At 72.5% G+C, this 16,519-nt stretch carries 13 protein-coding genes and 1 pseudogene; 6 read left to right on the top strand and 8 right to left on the bottom strand.

Annotated elements, in window-relative coordinates; translation table 11 throughout:
- Nucleotides 1-50: 50 nt before the first annotated feature.
- On the top strand, nt 51-1,577 hold the full coding sequence (locus tag Raf01_RS03500; RefSeq protein ID WP_239133337.1) for a gamma-glutamyltransferase: 1,527 nt from the start codon (nt 51-53) through the stop codon (nt 1,575-1,577).
- A gap of 1 nt (nt 1,578) precedes the next feature.
- Here the strand turns inward: Raf01_RS03500 and Raf01_RS03495 are convergent, their stop codons facing one another.
- Nucleotides 1,579-1,908 (bottom strand): MGMT family protein, encoded by a 330-nt coding sequence (locus Raf01_RS03495; protein ID WP_203916241.1) that lies wholly within the window; start codon nt 1,906-1,908, stop codon nt 1,579-1,581.
- A gap of 12 nt (nt 1,909-1,920) precedes the next feature.
- Between Raf01_RS03495 and proB the strand changes: the two genes are divergently transcribed.
- Entirely contained in the window at nt 1,921-3,057 is a 1,137-nt protein-coding gene (gene proB, locus Raf01_RS03490; protein WP_203916240.1) for a glutamate 5-kinase, read from the top strand.
- 104 nt (nt 3,058-3,161) lie between these two features.
- Here proB and Raf01_RS03485 read toward each other — a convergent pair whose 3' ends face one another.
- The 6 genes and pseudogenes from Raf01_RS03485 to Raf01_RS51230 form a co-directional block, all read right to left on the bottom strand.
- Complete coding sequence (locus Raf01_RS03485; protein WP_203916239.1) at nt 3,162-4,067, bottom strand: prenyltransferase/squalene oxidase repeat-containing protein; 906 nt, start codon at nt 4,065-4,067, stop codon at nt 3,162-3,164.
- A 70-nt stretch (nt 4,068-4,137) separates the two neighbouring features.
- Nucleotides 4,138-5,316 carry an adenylyltransferase/sulfurtransferase MoeZ gene (gene moeZ / locus Raf01_RS03480; RefSeq protein WP_203916238.1) on the bottom strand — a complete coding sequence of 393 codons (1,179 nt, stop codon included), beginning with the start codon at nt 5,314-5,316 and terminating at the stop codon, nt 4,138-4,140.
- A gap of 123 nt (nt 5,317-5,439) precedes the next feature.
- On the bottom strand, nt 5,440-7,434 hold the full coding sequence (locus Raf01_RS49355) for a DUF3152 domain-containing protein (protein ID WP_239133336.1): 1,995 nt from the start codon (nt 7,432-7,434) through the stop codon (nt 5,440-5,442).
- Nucleotides 7,435-7,486: 52 nt separating this feature from the next.
- On the bottom strand, nt 7,487-7,648 hold the full coding sequence (locus Raf01_RS03470; protein ID WP_203916237.1) for a hypothetical protein: 162 nt from the start codon (nt 7,646-7,648) through the stop codon (nt 7,487-7,489).
- Nucleotides 7,649-7,654: 6 nt separating this feature from the next.
- On the bottom strand, nt 7,655-8,629 hold the full coding sequence (locus Raf01_RS03465) for an alpha/beta fold hydrolase (RefSeq protein WP_203916236.1): 975 nt from the start codon (nt 8,627-8,629) through the stop codon (nt 7,655-7,657).
- A gap of 56 nt (nt 8,630-8,685) precedes the next feature.
- Nucleotides 8,686-9,090, bottom strand: a pseudogene (locus Raf01_RS51230) (hypothetical protein); the annotation flags it as partial.
- Nucleotides 9,091-11,649: 2,559 nt separating this feature from the next.
- On the opposite strand from Raf01_RS51230, the gene Raf01_RS03455 reads away from it, so the two are divergent.
- The gene (locus Raf01_RS03455) at nt 11,650-12,309 is read left to right on the top strand and encodes a TetR/AcrR family transcriptional regulator (protein WP_203916234.1); all 660 of its coding nucleotides are present in this window, start codon (nt 11,650-11,652) and stop codon (nt 12,307-12,309) included.
- Between the two features lie 35 nt (nt 12,310-12,344).
- A complete protein-coding gene (locus Raf01_RS03450) occupies nt 12,345-12,569 on the top strand; it encodes a DUF3107 domain-containing protein (protein ID WP_203916233.1) in 225 nt (74 codons plus the stop codon).
- A 136-nt stretch (nt 12,570-12,705) separates the two neighbouring features.
- Here the strand turns inward: Raf01_RS03450 and Raf01_RS03445 are convergent, their stop codons facing one another.
- Nucleotides 12,706-13,350 (bottom strand): ferritin-like fold-containing protein, encoded by a 645-nt coding sequence (locus Raf01_RS03445; RefSeq protein ID WP_203916232.1) that lies wholly within the window; start codon nt 13,348-13,350, stop codon nt 12,706-12,708.
- A gap of 295 nt (nt 13,351-13,645) precedes the next feature.
- Here Raf01_RS03445 and Raf01_RS03440 point away from each other — a divergent pair, with 295 nt between their 5' ends.
- Both Raf01_RS03440 and Raf01_RS03435 read left to right on the top strand, forming a co-directional pair.
- A complete protein-coding gene (locus Raf01_RS03440) occupies nt 13,646-15,316 on the top strand; it encodes a DEAD/DEAH box helicase (RefSeq protein ID WP_203916231.1) in 1,671 nt (556 codons plus the stop codon).
- Nucleotides 15,317-15,386: 70 nt separating this feature from the next.
- Nucleotides 15,387-16,519 (top strand): class I SAM-dependent methyltransferase (locus Raf01_RS03435; RefSeq protein WP_203916230.1); only part of this gene is annotated, 1,133 nt, incomplete at its 3' end.

Genomic DNA, 16,519 nt, shown 5'->3' with positions numbered 1-16,519 from the left:
TCGGCCGATTCCGGCCACACTGATCGGTCGATGCCTCTACTCTGCGCTGCGTGACCAACAGCGTGTTGGCTGATCAGCCAGGCTGGTCCGACCCCGACGGTGCGGCGTTGCGTACTAGCGCAGCGTTACATCGACGGGTTCGTGTCCAGCCTCAGCGAGAGAGCCCGCGGTCGCGGGACGAATCGGTCCGCGCCGGGGTCGCCGCCGGCCATCCGGCCACCGCCGAGGTCGGCTTGCGCATCCTGGCCGCCGGCGGCTCGGCCGCGGACGCCGCCGTCGCCGCCACGCTGGCCTGCTGCGTGACCGAGAGTGTGGTGACCGGTCTCGGCGGCGGGGGCTTCGCCACCTACTACGACGCCACTACCCGCAGCGTGCACTGCCTGGACTTCTTCTGCTCGGTGCCGGGGCTGGACGGTGACCTTCCTGCCGGTCCGATGTGCCCGATCGAGATCGATCTCGGCGGGCTACCGATGAGCTACTCGATCGGCGGGGCCAGCGTCGCGGTACCCGGTGTGCCGGCCGGTACCGCCGCCGTACACACCCGGTGGGGGCGGCTGCCCTGGGACCGGGTGGTGGAGCCGGCGATCAACCTGGCCCGGTGCGGGGTCGTCCTGCCGGCCGCTCAGGCGCTGACCCTGATGTCGGTGTTCCCGGCGCTGGTTCCGGGCGCCGGTGCGGAGATCTACCGGCCGGGCGGCCGGTTGCTGGCCGGCGGCGACCTGCTCTACCACCCCGGACTGGACCGGGCCCTGGCGATCCTCGCCGAGCGGGGGCCGGACGCGTTCTACACCGGCACGGTCGCGGAGCTGACCGTCGACGTGGTGCGGGCGGCCGGCGGCTGTCTCGGGCCGGAAGACCTCGCCGGGTACCGGGTGCTCGACCTGGACGTGTTCCGGGCGCCACTGTCCGGATACCACGTCTTCGCCCGGCAGGACCTCAACGAGCTGATCTCGACGATCGCCGCGCTGCCCCACGGACTCGCCGCCCTCCCCCGCCCCGACCGGGCTCGCGAACTGGCCGGGGCACTGTGCGAGTACGGGCGCCCCAAGATCGGCGACACCACGAACGTCTCGGCGGTGGACGCGGACGGCAACGCCTGCGTGATCACCCTGTCCCTGGGCATCGGCTCCGGGGTCTGGCTGCCCGGGCTCGGCCTGCACCTCAACTCGATGCTCGGCGAGGGCGAACTGCTCGCCGGCCCGCTCGTGCCGGGGCAGCGGATGTCCTCGATGATGTGCCCGCTGGTGGTGCTCGACGAGGACGGCGACCTGGTGCTGGCCGCGGGTTCGGCCGGCGCGTCGCGGATCCGGACCGCGTTGGTGCACACGTTGATCAACGTACTGGCGGAGGGGGCGTCGACCGGTGAGGCGATCAGCCGGCCCCGGTTCCACGTGATCGACGATGTGGCACACGTGGAGGCCGGGTACCCGGAGGACGAGATCGACGCGCTGGCCGGGGCCGGGTACAAGATCAATCAGTTCGACGATCTGGACCACTTCTTCGGCGCGGTGAGCGCGGTGGGGCGGGCGGGGGCGGCGGGCGATCCACGCCGCGGGGGCGTCGGCCTGCTGCTGTAGTTCAGTCGCCGTCCTCCGGGTACCAGGCGGCGGCCCTCATGTCGACGTGGTCGCCCCGCAGCGGCGTACCGTCGGCCCGCAACCGGCGCAGCGCGGCCTGTTCGTTGCCGGGTGGCGTCCGCCCGGCCGCGGTGACAACCCGGTGCCAGGGCACGGACTCGCCGTACCGGGACATCACGGCACCTACCTGGCGCGGGCCGCCCCCGCCGACGTACTCGGCGATCGCCCCGTACGACATCACTCGGCCCGGTGGGATGCGCTCGACCAACGAGAGCACGTCCTCGACGAAGTCGCCGCTCTCGCCGTCCGGTGGCCGCCGTGATGTCGTCATGTGCGCCACAGTATGGGATCTCCGTCGGGCAGCCCGACTCAGGCGACGCAGAATGGGCAGGTGCGAGAGGCAGTACGAACCGCCCGGCGGATCGTGGTCAAGGTCGGCTCGTCCTCGCTGACGACGGCTGCGGGTGGCCTGGACCGCGATCGGGTCGAGACCCTGGTGGACGCGCTCACCTCGGTCGGCGCCCAGGTCGTCCTGGTCTCCTCCGGCGCCATCGCCGCCGGGCTGGCCCCGCTGGGCATGGTCCGCCGACCGCGCGACCTGGCCAACCAGCAGGCGGCGGCGAGCGTCGGGCAGGGACTGCTGATGCAGGCGTACACCGAGGCGTTCGCGCGCCGGGACCGGATAGTCGGGCAGGTACTGCTCACCGTCGACGACGTGACCCGCCGGGCGCACTACCGCAACGCGTACCGGACCCTGCACCGGCTGCTGGACCTCGGTGCGGTGCCGATCGTCAACGAGAACGACACGGTGGCCACCGAGGAGATCCGGTTCGGTGACAACGACCGGCTGGCCGCGCTGGTCGCTTCCCTGGTCCACGCCGACCTGCTGGTGCTGCTGTCCGACGTTGATGCCCTGTATACCGGCAATCCGTCCCGTCCCGGAGCCCGGCGGATCGATGAGGTGCACTCCGACGCCGACCTGGAAGGGGTGTCGCTGGGCCGACCCGGACGGGCCGGCGTGGGTACCGGGGGCATGATCACCAAGGTGGAGGCGGCCCGGATCGCGACCGGCGCCGGCATCCCGGTCGTGCTGACCGCCGCGCCGCTGGCCGCCGCGGCGCTGTCCGGCGACCCGGTGGGCACGCTGTTCCACCGGGTACGGGAGCGGCCCGCCGCACGGCTGTTCTGGCTGGCCCACGCGACCTCGCCACGGGGGCGGCTGCACCTGGACCCGGGCGCGGTACGGGCGGTCGTCGGCCGGCGGGCCTCCCTGCTGGCGGCGGGCATCACGGCCGTGGACGGGAGCTTCGCGGCCGGCGACCCGGTCGACCTGGTCGACATCGAGGGCCACCCGGTCGCGCGGGGGCTGGTGAACTACGACGCCGCGGAGCTACCCACGCTGCTCGGCCGCAGCACGATGGAGCTTGGCCCCGGGTACGAGAAAGAGGTTGTCCACCGCGACGACCTGGTGCTGCTCTAGCCCCTGCGCGCAGCCCGAGCCGGGTTGGCGGAGGCGAGCACGGGCCCGCGCAACGACCGCTCGAGCCACCTTTGGCGAGGCGAGCACAGGCCCCGCCGGGCCGCTCAGCGCAGCGCGCGGATCGCGGCGAGCGTGGTGTGCACGTCGAACGCCGGCCCGTCGTCGCTGGGCCAGCCGCCGTCGCCGGACTGGGTCTCGGCCAGCCATTTGCGGGCGGCGACCATCAGCCAGTCCTCGGGTGACATGCCGACCCGCCGGAACGCCGCCGCCAGCAACGCGACATCGGCCGCGGACATCTCCGGTACCCGCCCGGCCAGCAGCACCTGGATCCGGGCCGACTCGTAGAACCAGCCGGCGTGGAACAGCATGGCGCCACCGAGCCAGCCGGCGACGAGGTAGGACGGCCAGCTGCCGTCGTCGCGCATCGTGGCCCGGAACGCCTGCGTCGCGCGGGCGACGACCTCGGCGTACCCGCTGGGTTCGAGCGCCCCGGGTTCGGGCGCGGCCCATTCCAGCGTCCCGGACGGCTCGCCGGGGCCCGGCGTGCCCGGTGCCCCCGGCCGTTCGGTCTCGGTGTCCCCCTCCGGAGGCGGCGCGATCGGGCCGCTGACTGTCAGCCAGAAGCCGGCATTGGCGGTCAGGTAGAGCCGCGCCTCCGGGTCGCCCGGTCGCGCCCACGGCGGCGCCACGTCCGCCAGTAACGCGTCTTCCTCCCAGGTGCCGTCCGGCCGCTGCCGGCTCGCGAGCCAGGCCAGCGCGCGGCGGGCCGGTGGGCGGTCAAGTGCGCCGAGATCGTCGAGTTCGGCGAGGCGGAAGCAGGTTGCGTCGATCGAGGCCACCTCGCCACCTCGGGAGGCTGGCCAGCCACCGTCGGCCACCTGGCCGGATTCGGCCCGTTCGAGGATGTCGGGCGGGGGCGGGGCCCCGGTACGCAACCAGGACAGCCGGGCGCGGTCTACCGGATCACCGTGGGAGACCACGTATCCGACCGCGGCGTCAATGTCCACCATGGACGTAGGCTAACTGTGTTGAGCAGGGACGCGGCCTGACCGATCGGCCAGGCCGCGTCCCTGAGCGGATCTAGTAGATGGGCAGCGAGGGGTCGACCTGGCGGACCCAGGAGACGACACCCCCCTGGACGTGTACGGCGTCGCGGAAGCCGGCCGCCTTGACCGCGGCCAGCGCCTCGGCCGACCGGACACCCGACTTGCAGTACAGCACGACCTGCCGGTCTTGGGGCAGGCTGGACAGGGCGGCCCCGGAGAGGATCTCGCCCTTCGGCACGAGCCGGGCGCCCGGGATCCGGACGATCTCCCACTCGGCCGGTTCGCGAACGTCCACCAGTTCGATGGACTTGCCGGCCTCGATCCAGTCCTTCAGCTCGTTCGCGGTGATCGTCGAGCCGAGGGTCGCGGCGGACGCCTCGTCGGAGACGGTGCCGCAGAAGTCGTCGTAGTCGATCAGACCGGTGATGGTCGGGTTCTCACCGCACAGCGCGCAGTTCGGGTCCTTGCGCACCTTGATGGTCCGGTACGTCATCTCCAGGGCGTCGTACACCATCAGCCGGCCGACCAGCGGCTCACCGATGCCGGTGAGCAGCTTGATCGCCTCGGTGGTCTGGATCGAGCCGATGCTTGCGCAAAGCACGCCGAGGACGCCGCCCTCGGCGCAGGACGGAACCATGCCGGGCGGCGGCGGCTCCGGGTACAGGCAGCGGTAGCACGGGCCGTTTTCCGCCCAGAACACGCTGGCCTGGCCGTCGAAGCGGTAGATGGAACCCCACACGTACGGCTTGCCGAGCAGTACCGCCGCGTCGTTCACCAGGTACCGGGTGGCGAAGTTGTCGGTGCCGTCGACGATCAGGTCGTACTGCTCGAAGATCCGAAAGACGTTGTCGTTGGACAGCGCCTCATCGTGGATCACCACGTTGACGTACGGGTTGATCTCCTTGATGGAGTCACGGGCGGACTCGGCCTTGGGCCGGCCGATGTCGGACTGGCCGTGGATGATCTGGCGCTGGAGGTTCGACTCGTCAACGGTGTCGAACTCGACGATGCCCAGGGTGCCGACCCCGGCCGCGGCCAGGTACATCAGCGTGGGCGAACCCAGACCGCCGGCCCCGACGCACAGCACCTTCGCATTCTTGAGCCGTTTCTGGCCGTCCATCGCGACATCCGGAATGATCAGATGCCGGCTGTAGCGGCGTACCTCATCGACCGACAGATCCGGCGCGGGCTCTACGAGCGGTGGCAGCGACACGATGGCCTCTTCGGGTTTCGGGGCTAAGGCTACGACAAATCTAACCTCGCCTTTGCCGCCGTGCCTTCCGCCCCTGCATCGTGACCTCGCACACGCTGCCCGAATTGTGGAATACGCGGCGCTTCACGGCATGACCGGACCGCTGTAGCGGACGCCGTTGACGTACGGCCAGGCGTTCGCGACGCAGCCGTCCAGGCCCAGCGTCTGCTCCTGCATCACCGGCGCGAGCGCACCCGGTGCCCGGCACGCCTCGTCGCCGTGGCCCAACTCGCGACCGACCTCGTGGTTCAGCGTGAACTGCTGGTACGTCGTGACGGGCGCACCGTAGCCGGGGATCGCGTTGAGCCAGAGCGCCAGGTTGATGATCACCTTCCCGGGTACCCGGCAGGAGATGAGCCGCTGCGTGTGGATGCCGCCCTCCGCGCACATCTTCTCGGAGGTCGCCGGCGTGGCCAGGTACACGGTGAACTGGGCGTTGTCCTTCTCCCCGACCCGCTGGAAACGCACGTCGCCGCCCTTGACCCAGCCGCGGGGGTCGGCCAGGGTCTGCTGCGCGAACGCGGCGACGGTGGCGGCATTCTGGCCGGTACCGTTCTCGACCGCCACCCGGTACTTGCGCACCGTACCGGCGGAGCCGGCCACCGGACCGGTACCGGTGGCGTAGGCGAAGGTGCCTGGGCCGCTGACCGGTACGGCAACGGACGAGGTGGACGCGGTCGGCTTGACGGTAGCCGCGTGCTTCACGGGGTGCCGGGCCGGACCGCCGATGATGTGCGGCCCTTCCAGCAGGTCCACGCCGATGAGTGCCAGGGCGACCAGCAGGATGCCGAATACGAGTACCCTCCGACGCCGCTGGCGATCCTTCGCCCGGGCGAGCGCCCGCTGCCGGGAGCGGGTCATCGGCTCGGTACCGGGTGCGCCTTCGAGTCCCGGTACCCCCGGGGCCCCGGGGGGTGCCTCGACCGGGCCGGACCCCGGCACGTTCGGCTGTCGCGGCGGTGCCGGAGCCTGAGCCGGCAGCGTCTGAGTCGGCGGACCCATCGCCCGGTAACCCTGGGGCGGGCTCGACATCTGGGGCGGGATCGGTGCCTGGGGCGGGACTGGCGCCTGACGCGGGATCGGTGCCTTGGTGACCGGCAGTACCTCGGTCACGGCGGCGGACGGCGGCACCTGGGCGGCACGGGACGCGCTCTTCGGCGCCGTCGCGGTGTTGTCCAGCGCCGCGACGTTGGCCGACGCGCCCGGCTCCCACGACCCGGCGCTGCGCGGCGCGGCGTCCATGCGTGGTGGGGTGTCTTTGCGCGGTGGGGTGTCTTTGCGCGGTGCGGCCTCGACGCGCGGAGCGATGTCGCCTCGCGGAACGGTGTCGCCTCGCCGCGCGGTGTCGTTGCGCTGCCCGGTGTCGTTGCGCGGAATGGTGTCGCCCCGCGGTGGGGTGCGTGGCGCGGTGTCGTTGCGGGACAGGGTTCCTTGAGACGCCGTGGCGTCCTTCGCCGGCTCCTCGCCTCGCGGGAACGCAGCTCCGCCTCGCAGCGACGGCGCACCGTTCCGGGACGGCGGCCCACCCCACGCGGGCGGCGTCTTCTCCCAGGACGGTGACCCGTCCTGGGCCGGAGGGGTCTGCGTCTGTGCTGGCTGCCAGCCCGCCTGCACACCGGCCGGCTGGACCGGCGCATCACCGGTGCGCGACCGAGCCGGCCAACCGGCAGCAGGCTGAACCGGCGTATCACCGGTGCGCGACTGCGGCGCCCAACCACCGGCGGGCTGACCCGGCGCGTCGCCGGTCCGGGACGGAGACCAACCGTCGGCCTGCGGCAACCGCTGCGACGGCGGCCCGCCCGACCAACCGTCGGGTTGCTCGGCCGGCGCCTCGCCGGTCCGCGACCGCGGCGCCCAACCACCGGCGGGCTGAGCCGGCGCATCGCCGGTCCGGGACGGAGACCAACCGTCGGCCTGCGGCAACCGCTGCGACGGCGGCCCGCCCGACGAGCCGGCGGACGATCGCTGTCCCGTCTGCGGGACCGCCGACCAGCCGCCCGACTCGGTTCCCGGGTCCAACTGTTCCGACCAGCCGTAGTCCCACTCCGATTCCGGCTCGGCACTCCACTGCTCGCTCACCGGCCGTTCCGGGCCACGCGAATACCCACCGTTGGACATGGTGTCCGCCGACCTAGCGCCGGGCCGCGGCGCACGGCCGGGCGTCGAGGTGGAGAGCCGACCCCGGTACGCCGCCGGGCAGCCCAGACGTCAGCCGCCGCCGGACGTGCGCCGGCCCGGCATCCGATGGGTCCGGGTCGCTGACCGATCCGGTACGGCGGGTGTGCGGAGACATCGCCGCCTAGCGTGCCATATCCGCCGTCCGTGCGGCGTGCACCTCGTCCAGTAGCCCGACGACCGAACGCGCGACCAGCTCGGGTACCTCCATCTGCGCCACGTGACCGACGCCCCGCAGCATCAGCAGCCGCGAGTCCGGGATCGTACGGGCGGCCTGCGCGGCCACCCGGATGTCCACGAGGCGGTCGCTGTCCCCGCCGATGACCAGGGTCGGCGCGGCGATCTGGGCGGCCAGTCGCCACAGCGAGCCGCTGCCCGGCAGGTAGGCGCGCAGGAAGGACCCGATCAGCGAGCGGAGGGTACGCACGTAGGCGTCGAGGTACCAGGGCACGTCGTACCGCAGCTGGGCCTCCTCGATCGCCTCGGCCATCCGCTGCTCGGCGATCCGGGTCGGGTCGGCGAAGCAGATCTGGAGGATGTCCCGGGCCAGCTGGTCCGGCGGTATGGTCGCCATCCGCCGGGCGGCCAGCCGGTCGGCGCGCGGGATCAGCAGGAACGGCAGCATCCTGGCATGCGCGGAACGGCGCGCGTCCAGGAACGGCATGGCCGGCGAGATCAGCGTCAGGGTGCGGACGAGGTCCGGCCGCAGGGCCGCGACGCGTACCACGATCGACCCGCCGAGCGAGTTGCCGAACAGGTGCACCGGCCCCCGCCCGGTGTGCTCTATCACCCGGGCCACCCGTTCGGCGAGGGCGCCGATCGAGTAGCTGCGGGCCGGGTCGCTGCGACCGAATCCGGGCAGGTCCATCGCGTACCCGTCGAGGCGGTGAGCGAGCAGGCCGGCCAGGTCGGTCCAGTTGGACGAGGACCCGCCCAAGCCGTGGACGAACAGGGCCGGTTCGGTCCCGTCGGCGGTGGGCGGGGTCTCCCGCAGGTGCGTCGCCACGCCGTCGATCGTGATCCGGTATCCCGGCCACGGTGGCGCCAGAGTTTCCGAGAGGGTAACGGAGCCTGACGGTGCGATGACAGCGCGCTTCATCGTTCCAGTCTGCCCCGCGACGGCTGGTTGTACCGCCAGCGATGCGGGGATCGGACTCAGCCGAGCAGCGCGTCCAACCGCCGGTTGACCGCGGCCAGGGTCGCCCGGACGATCGCCTGGCGTGGATCACCGGCGACCAGTGCGGACCCGCTGAGCTGCTCCGCCGTGCCGCCGAGCACCAGCAACACCACGACCACCGCCACGTCGCTGCCACCGAACGGAACCACGGCGGCGTGTTCGACGAAGCAGCGCCCCGGCTGTTCGGCGCCTTCGATGCCGGACAGGAGCTGGTCCAGCGCGGCCGTGGCGGCGACCGCGGCCAACCTGAGCACGTAGCCGTCGACCGCCGGCCCACTCGCCACCCCGATCGCCGGCCGGCCGGCGCTGGTGAGCCTCACCTCGACGGTGGCGTCGAGACCGAGCGTGCTGACCTGGACCTGATCGATGATCACGCGGGGCCCGGTGACCGACCGGACCACTCGGCGCGGCTCCGGATCGGGTTCAGCCGCAGTGCGGGCGCGGCCGGGGGCCACCTGGTGACGCCGCCGGTTCCGCTCGTCGTTGCGGGCGGCGGGGCCACTGAGTTGCTCGGTGGCGGCGGCCGAGAGTGGAGCGCGCGACGCGGGTGCGACGCCGGTGACCGGCACGCTGCCTGTCTCCGCGCGCGGCTGACTGGCGTTTGCCGGCGGGGCCGCGGGTGCCTGTTGCCGGCGCGCCTCCGCCTGCCGTCGCGGTTCGCCCTGTCGCCGGGGCTCCGCGGCCAACCCCATCCGCTGCTTGAGCAGCCGGGCCACGTCTCGGGAGACCTGAGCGCCGTCGGCGCCGTCGGCGAGGTCGAGGCGCAGCGTGTGCACGCCACCGGGATTCGGCTTGAGCTGAGCGTCCCGCACCCCGGGAACGTTGCGCACCGCGGCGAGTATGGCGTCGGTGTCGAACCCGTCGGGGCGCGGCGGCGCCTCCTCCAGATTCTCGTCGTACCGGAGGTGGGTGGCGATGCGGGCCAGCTCGGGTGGGTCGAGGAAGCTCGGCCGGCCCTGCTCGATGAACTCGTCGTCCGACCCATCGTCGGGGACGTCGGGCACGTCCGGCGCGGCCGGTACGCGCTGCGGCAGGACTCGCGGTATCGGGAAGGCGGACGTGGAACCGGCCAGGGCCGACGGGTCGGAAGCCGGCTGCGCCTCGGCCGCCGGGCCGGCGGGCTCACCAGCGCCGGGCTGGCGGACCACGCCGGGGTTGTCCGAGTAGTCGGCCAAGCTCGGCTGCCCGAGCGGGGTGGGCGGTCCGAGCGGCTGCGGATCGAAGGACTCCGTGCGATGCGACGACTCCGTGCCATGCGGCTCGGTGGCGTGCGACTGCGGGCCGTGCGACTGCGGGACGTGCGATTGCGCGGCGAACGGCTGTGGACCGAACGGCTCGGAGGCGGCCAGCTCCGGCCCTCCGGCCGAGTCGCGCGGGGAAATCCCCGGGATCCTGTCGTCGGACTGGTCGGCGTCGGAACGGGCGGACTCGACGGCCGCCGCGTATGCGGCCTGGACCGCCGCGTGGTCGCCGGCTTCCGCCTCGGCATGCCCGGCCGCGGCGCCCGCGCGCAGGGCGGCGAACGAGTCACGCAACGGGATGGCCTGCCGGGCCGCCTCGGCGACGACCGCCGGATCGTCGGGTGCCGAATTCAGGGACGGCCCGTGCAGGCGCGGCGGTTCCAGCGTCGGCGCGGCGGGCGCCTCGCGGTGTGGAGCGGCCGGGCCGACCTGGTCGATCCTGCCGATCGCGGGCATCGACGCGGCGCGGCGAGCCTGGTCGCGCGGAGCCATGGGCGGGCCGTAGCCGTCCGCAGGTCGGTCGACGTCGAGCCGGTCGAGATTCGGGCGGTCGAGGTAGGGCGGGGACTGCCGGGCCGGTCCGGCCTGCGACGGCGGGTCCACCGGTCGGTGCTCGCCCGAGCGCTCGTCGGCTGGGCGGGGCTCCGGTGCCCACTGGTCGGCAGCGCGGCTCTCGGCCTGCCGGGCCTCGGCGGAGCCGGCCTCGACGTGCCGGTTTTCCGACGTGCCGTTTGCCGGCCACTGCTCTGCCGCCCGGCCCCCGGCCTGCCACTGGTCGGCCGGATGCGGCTCGGCCGGGTGGTGCTCGGCGGGCCAGCGCTCGGCCTGGCGGATCAGGTCGGCGGGGCGCAGCGCCTCGGCCCGGCGCACGGCCTCGGCCGGCCCGGAGTGAGAGCCCCGAAAGGAGTTGGACTGACCGCCTCGCTCCATGCCCGCCCGCTCCGAAGCGGCCCGCTCGGGGTCGGCACCGGCACCGTGACCACCGGGGTGCCACGACGCGTGCCCGCCGGTGCCCGAACGCTCGTCGCAGTCGCGGCCGGCATCATCGGGCTCGCTGGACGCGTGCGATGCCTGGACCGCCGGGTTGGCGGCGGACATCCGGCCCAGGGCAGGCATGTCGTCGAACGAGGGCGGGGTGAGTCTCGGCGACTGGTAAGGGTCGTAGGGGGCCTCGGCGCGAGCCGGCGCCGCCGGCTCGACGGCTTGCGGCGCGCGTGGTTCGACCGGCTGCCGCGGCGCCCACGGCCCCTGGATGGGCTGCTGAACGTTGCCAGGAAAGCGCTGCGCGGGCATCTCTGCCGGCCGGGACTGACTGTCCGGCCAGTCCCTCACCTCTGTCGCCACCGACCGGTGCCAGCTGGGCGCCGAGGCGGCATCCGGCTCCACGACCGCGGCTGTCCCTGACCGGCCACCGTCGACGCTGCGCAGGACCGGACGCGTCGCGCCGGAGCGCACGGCCTCTGCCCGCACGGCATCGCCGCGGGATCCGGCCGCCTCTGCCTGCCAGCCGTTGGTCCAGATCCTGGTCATGCCGTGTTCGCGGGCACCGTCGCCGTTCGCACCTGCCGGTTCGCTGCCGGGCTGCCCTGTTTCGTCCACCGCGCGCTCCTCGGTCGCCTCGTGTGAGGCTACCGTGTTTGAAGTAGGCGAGTTAACTGGTAAACACGACGAGTTCGAAGCTTTAGGTTTTCGGAGGTGCGGATGGCCGCGTCGAGCGGCACGAACACAGCCGGCCGCCCGGTCCGGCTGCCGCGTTCGGCCCGCCGCAAGCAGTTGCTCGCCGCCGCGCAGGAGGTTTTCGTCGCGCAGGGCTATCACGCTGCGGCGATGGACGATATCGCCGATCGCGCGGGCGTCTCCAAGCCGGTGCTCTACCAGCACTTTCCCGGCAAGCTCGAGCTCTACCTCGCGCTGCTGGACACGCACGGCGACGCGCTGGTCGGCAAGGTCCGGGCGGCAATGGCCGCGACCAGCGACAACAAGGAGCGGGTCGCCGGATCGATGCGGGCCTATTTCGAATTCGTCGACCACGAGAGCGAGGCGTTTCGCCTGGTCTTCGAGTCGGACCTGCGGAATGAACCGGCGGTGAGGGAGCGGGTCGACCGGGTCGAGCGGCTGTGCATCGAAGCCATTGCCGAAACAATCATGGGCGACACCGGGGCCGCCCGGGACCAGGCGGAGCTGCTCGCCGCCGGGCTGGTCGGGATCTCCGTGACCGCCGCCCAGTTCTGGCTCGCCGGTGGCCGGCGCGTCGACAAGGACCAGGCGATGGAGATGCTCGCCGCGCTGGCCTGGCGGGGTATCGCAAGCTTTCCCATGCAGGGTGAGCCACACGGCGAGCCCGCCGACGGGATCGGCTAATCTTTCCAGCGATACCGCTGTTGAGGAGGGCCCACGTGGAGGTCAAGATCGGCGTTCAGTTCGCGCCTCGCGAGCTGTCCCTGGAGAGCAACCAGACGCCGGCGCAGGTCGAGGCGACCGTGACCGAAGCCCTCGCGTCCGGTGGCACGCTCTCGCTGGTTGACGAGAAGGGCCGGCGGGTGATCGTGCCGGTGGAGAAGCTCGCGTACGTCGAGATCGCCGAGGTCTCGACCCGCCCGGTGGGCTTCAGCGCCAGCTGAGGCCAGGGCGAGCGGGCTTCAGCGCCAGCTGAGGCCAGGGCGAGCGCGGCTCCCGGGGCCGCCGGCCCCCGCTTCGTCGGCCCCGGCCCCGGTGTTCCGCCGGCCCGGCCCCGCTCGCCGTTCCCGGCGGTCGATCTCAGTTGTTCAGGCCGACGGTGGCCATCCGTGCCGTGTGTGCCGCCGTCAGGCGCTTGAACAAGCCCTGGATGTCGCCCTGATCGTTCGCCGCGGTAATGATCAACATCGCGAGCGCGGGGTGGTCGGCCGCTACCCGCTGAGCCTGGGACAGGCCCTCGCCCACCAGCCGGCGGGCCCACATGGACAGCCGGTTGGCAAGCTTCGGGTCGGCGGCGATCGCTGAGCGGATCTCCTCGCCGGCGAATTCCGCGTACCGGGAGTCGTGCAGCACCTCCAGGACCAGTTGCCGGTCCGGGGAGTCGAGGAACGACGCGACCTCGCGGTAGAAGTCGTCCGCGATGCCGTCGCCGACGTACGCCTTGATCAGCGCCTCGTGCCAGTCCTTGGGCTCGGTCTGCTGGTGGTAGTCGGCCAGCGCCTCGGTGAACGGCCGCATCGCGGCCTGGGGCTCGGCGCCCAGCGTGGCCAGCCGGCTCTCCAGCCGCCGGTAGTTGACGATCTCGGCGGCCGCCATCTCGCTGAGCATCGCCCGGCGGCGCAGGTCGGGAGCGAGCCGGGCGTCGGTGGCCATCTGGTCGAACGCTTGCAGCTCGGCGTAGGCGAGCAGGGCGAGCAGATCGACGACCGCTTCGGGGTGCGACACGAGCGCAGGTTATCTGATGTTGTCACGTGTGGCAGGTCGGGACCGGCCAAGCAGCGCTCGGACGGGCAGATGGCCCAGTCGGGGGTAAATGATCCAATTCGCCGGTAAACGCGGCGATTTCCCGGCCGGGTACCGAGACGAGTACCATAGTGGTATTGCCGCGGGCGGTTATCGCCCGCGTCACGCGTGCGGCCCGCAGTTTCCCACTGCGTGTGGCCCGCGCCACATCCATAGGCGCCCTTGGGAAAATGGCGATGGGGCGCACCGGCGAAAGCAGAAGGACCCCCACAATCCCATGACGATTGAACCCAACGCAGCCAGCGCACAGCTGGCCGCCAATGCACCAGTTCGTGCCGACAGTCCCACATTTGCCCAGCTGGGCGCCCGCCCGGAGACGGTCACCGCGCTCGAAGCGGTCGGCATCACCCGGGCGTTCGCTATTCAGGAGCACGCGATTCCGATCGCGATGCGCGGCACCGACATCATCGGTCAGGCCCCGACGGGCACCGGCAAGACGCTCGGCTTCGGCATCCCGCTGCTGGAGAAGGTCACCGGGCCGTCCGAGGGCTCGGACGGCGGCGTACAGGCCCTGGTCGTGGTGCCCACCCGGGAGCTCGGGCTCCAGGTGGCACGCGACATCGCAGCCGCCGGGCGGACCCGGGGCATCCGGGTACTGCCGATCTACGGCGGGGTGGCCTACGAACCGCAGACCGACGCGCTGGCCAAGGGCGTCGAGATCGTGGTCGGCACCCCGGGCCGCCTGCTCGACCTGGCCAAGGGGAAGCAGCTGAAGCTGTCCCGCGTACGCACGCTGGTGCTCGACGAGGCCGACCGGATGCTGGATCTCGGCTTCCTGGACGACGTCGAGAAGATCCTGTCGATGCTGCCCGCCGACCGGCAGACCATGCTGTTCTCGGCCACCATGCCCGATCCGATCGTCACCCTGGCCCGGCGCTTCCTGCACCAGCCGATGACCATCCACGCCGGCAACTCCGCGCAGGCCGGACCGTCGCCGCAGACCAAGCAGGTCGTCTACCGCACCCACTCGCTGAACAAGCTGGAGATCGTGGCCCGGATCCTTCAGGCCAACGACCGCGGACTGACCATGATCTTCACTCGGACCAAGCGCAACGCCGACCGCGTCGCCGAGGACCTGGACTTCCGCGGGTTCGCGGTGGCCGCCGTACACGGTGATCTCGGGCAGGGAGCCCGGGAGCGGGCACTGCGGGCATTCCGGGCCGGGAAGATCGACGTACTGGTCGCCACCGACGTCGCGGCCCGTGGGCTGGACGTCTCCGGGGTGACGCACGTGATCAACTACGACTGCCCGGAGGATCCAGACACCTACACCCACCGCATCGGCCGGACCGGCCGGGCCGGGGCGAGCGGTGTCGCCGTCACGTTCGTCGACTGGGAAGACATGCCGCGCTGGCGGCTCATCGACAAGTCGATGGGCATGGACCTGCCGGAGCCCCCGGAGACCTACCACACCTCGGCCTGGCTGTTCACCGACCTGGACATCCCGACGGACGTGAGCGGCACGCTGCCGTCCGCCGACCGGACCCGGGCCGGGCTGTCCGCCGAGGTCGAGGAGGATCTGGGCAGCGGCGGCCGGGCCAAGTCGTCCCGGCGCGGGCGCACCGGCCGTACCCGTGCCCGGCACGGCGATGCCGACTCGCCGGCAGCCACGGACGAGGAGTCGACCCGGGCGCCCCGGCAGCGCCGCCGTCGCCGGCTCAACACGGCCCCGGCGGAGGAGTCGCAGGCTCCGGCGACCGCCGATGATGAGTCCACTGTGGACGGCGAAGCCGACGGTGGTCCGGCGGCGTCCGGTACCACCAAGCCGCGCCGCCGCCGGCGCCGCCGCGGTTCCGGCTCCCGCACGGCGGGCGACGCGGTCGCGGCAGCGGACACCGAGACCGGTGCGGTGAACTCCGGCGAGAACGCGACCACCGGCGCCGAGTAACAACCCAACCCCCACAGCCCGACCAAGTCCACACTCGGCTGAGTCCATAGTGGACGGAAGTGGAACAGCAGTGCCCCAACCGCTGGACGAGGCGCTGGCCGAAATCCGGACCGCGCTGCTGGACCGCGCCGGGCTGCGGCGCGCGGTGGCCGCCGGGCGCAGGCGCGGTACCAACCCGGAATGGGTACGGGCCGAACTGCGTCCGGTGACTCTCAAACGCGGCGACCAACTCCAGGTGGTCACGTCGAACGGGAGCCGGCCGGCCACCCGCAACCTCGCCTGGGGCTCCGATGCGGAGGCCGCGGTGGACGGATTGCTGGCGCAGCCGTTCGGCAACTGGCACGTGGAGACCGCGAGCGGCACGTTGCAGTTGCGCGTCACCAAACGGGGTGAGGCACAGCTGCACCGCTCGGACGCCGTGGCGCCGGTTCAGCCGACCGGGCACGACCGGGAGAAGGCATACCTTCTCGACCCCGGCGATCCGCTGTACGACGCGATCGGCGGCAACGCGGCCAAGCGCCGGCAGGTGGACGCGTTCCTGCGCGCGCTGGCGTCCACTGTGGACGAACCGGTGCGCCGGATCGTCGACCTGGGTTGTGGCAACGCGTACCTGACGTTCGCGGCGTACCGGTACTTCGCGTCACGCGGCGAGGATGTCGAGATCGTGGGCGTGGACGTCCGCGAGGACCAGCGGGTACGCAACGCCGCGCTGGCCGAGACGCTCGGCTGCGCGGACCGGGTGCGGTTCGTCGCGGGTACGATCGCCGGCGCCGATGTGGACGGGGCGGACGTGGTGCTCGCGCTGCACGCGTGCGACACGGCCACCGACGACGCGCTGGCGCGTGCGGTGCGCTGGGACGCCCGGTTCGTCCTCGCGGCCCCGTGCTGCCACCACGACATCGCGGCGCAGCTGCGCGGCGGGGCGGCTCCGGACGGGTACCAGCAGGTGGTCCGGCAGCCGATCCTGCGGGAGCGCTTCGCAGACGTCCTCACCGACGCGCTGCGGGCCGCTCTGCTCCGGCTGCACGGCTACCGGGTCGACGTGGTCGAGTTCGTGGACTCCCGGCACACGCCGCGGAACGTGCTGCTGCGGGCCCGGCGTACCGGCGCGCCACCCACCGAGGAGCAGCGCGCCGAGTACGCGAGCCTGGTCGGCGCCTGGAACATCACGCCGGCGCTGGCGAAGCTGCTTCATGCCTCCCC

Source organism: Rugosimonospora africana, from assembly GCF_016862975.1.
Lineage (GTDB): Bacteria > Actinomycetota > Actinomycetes > Mycobacteriales > Micromonosporaceae > Rugosimonospora > Rugosimonospora africana.
Note: the sequence above shows the minus strand (reverse complement) of the source record. Positions and strands in the feature narration are given on the sequence as shown.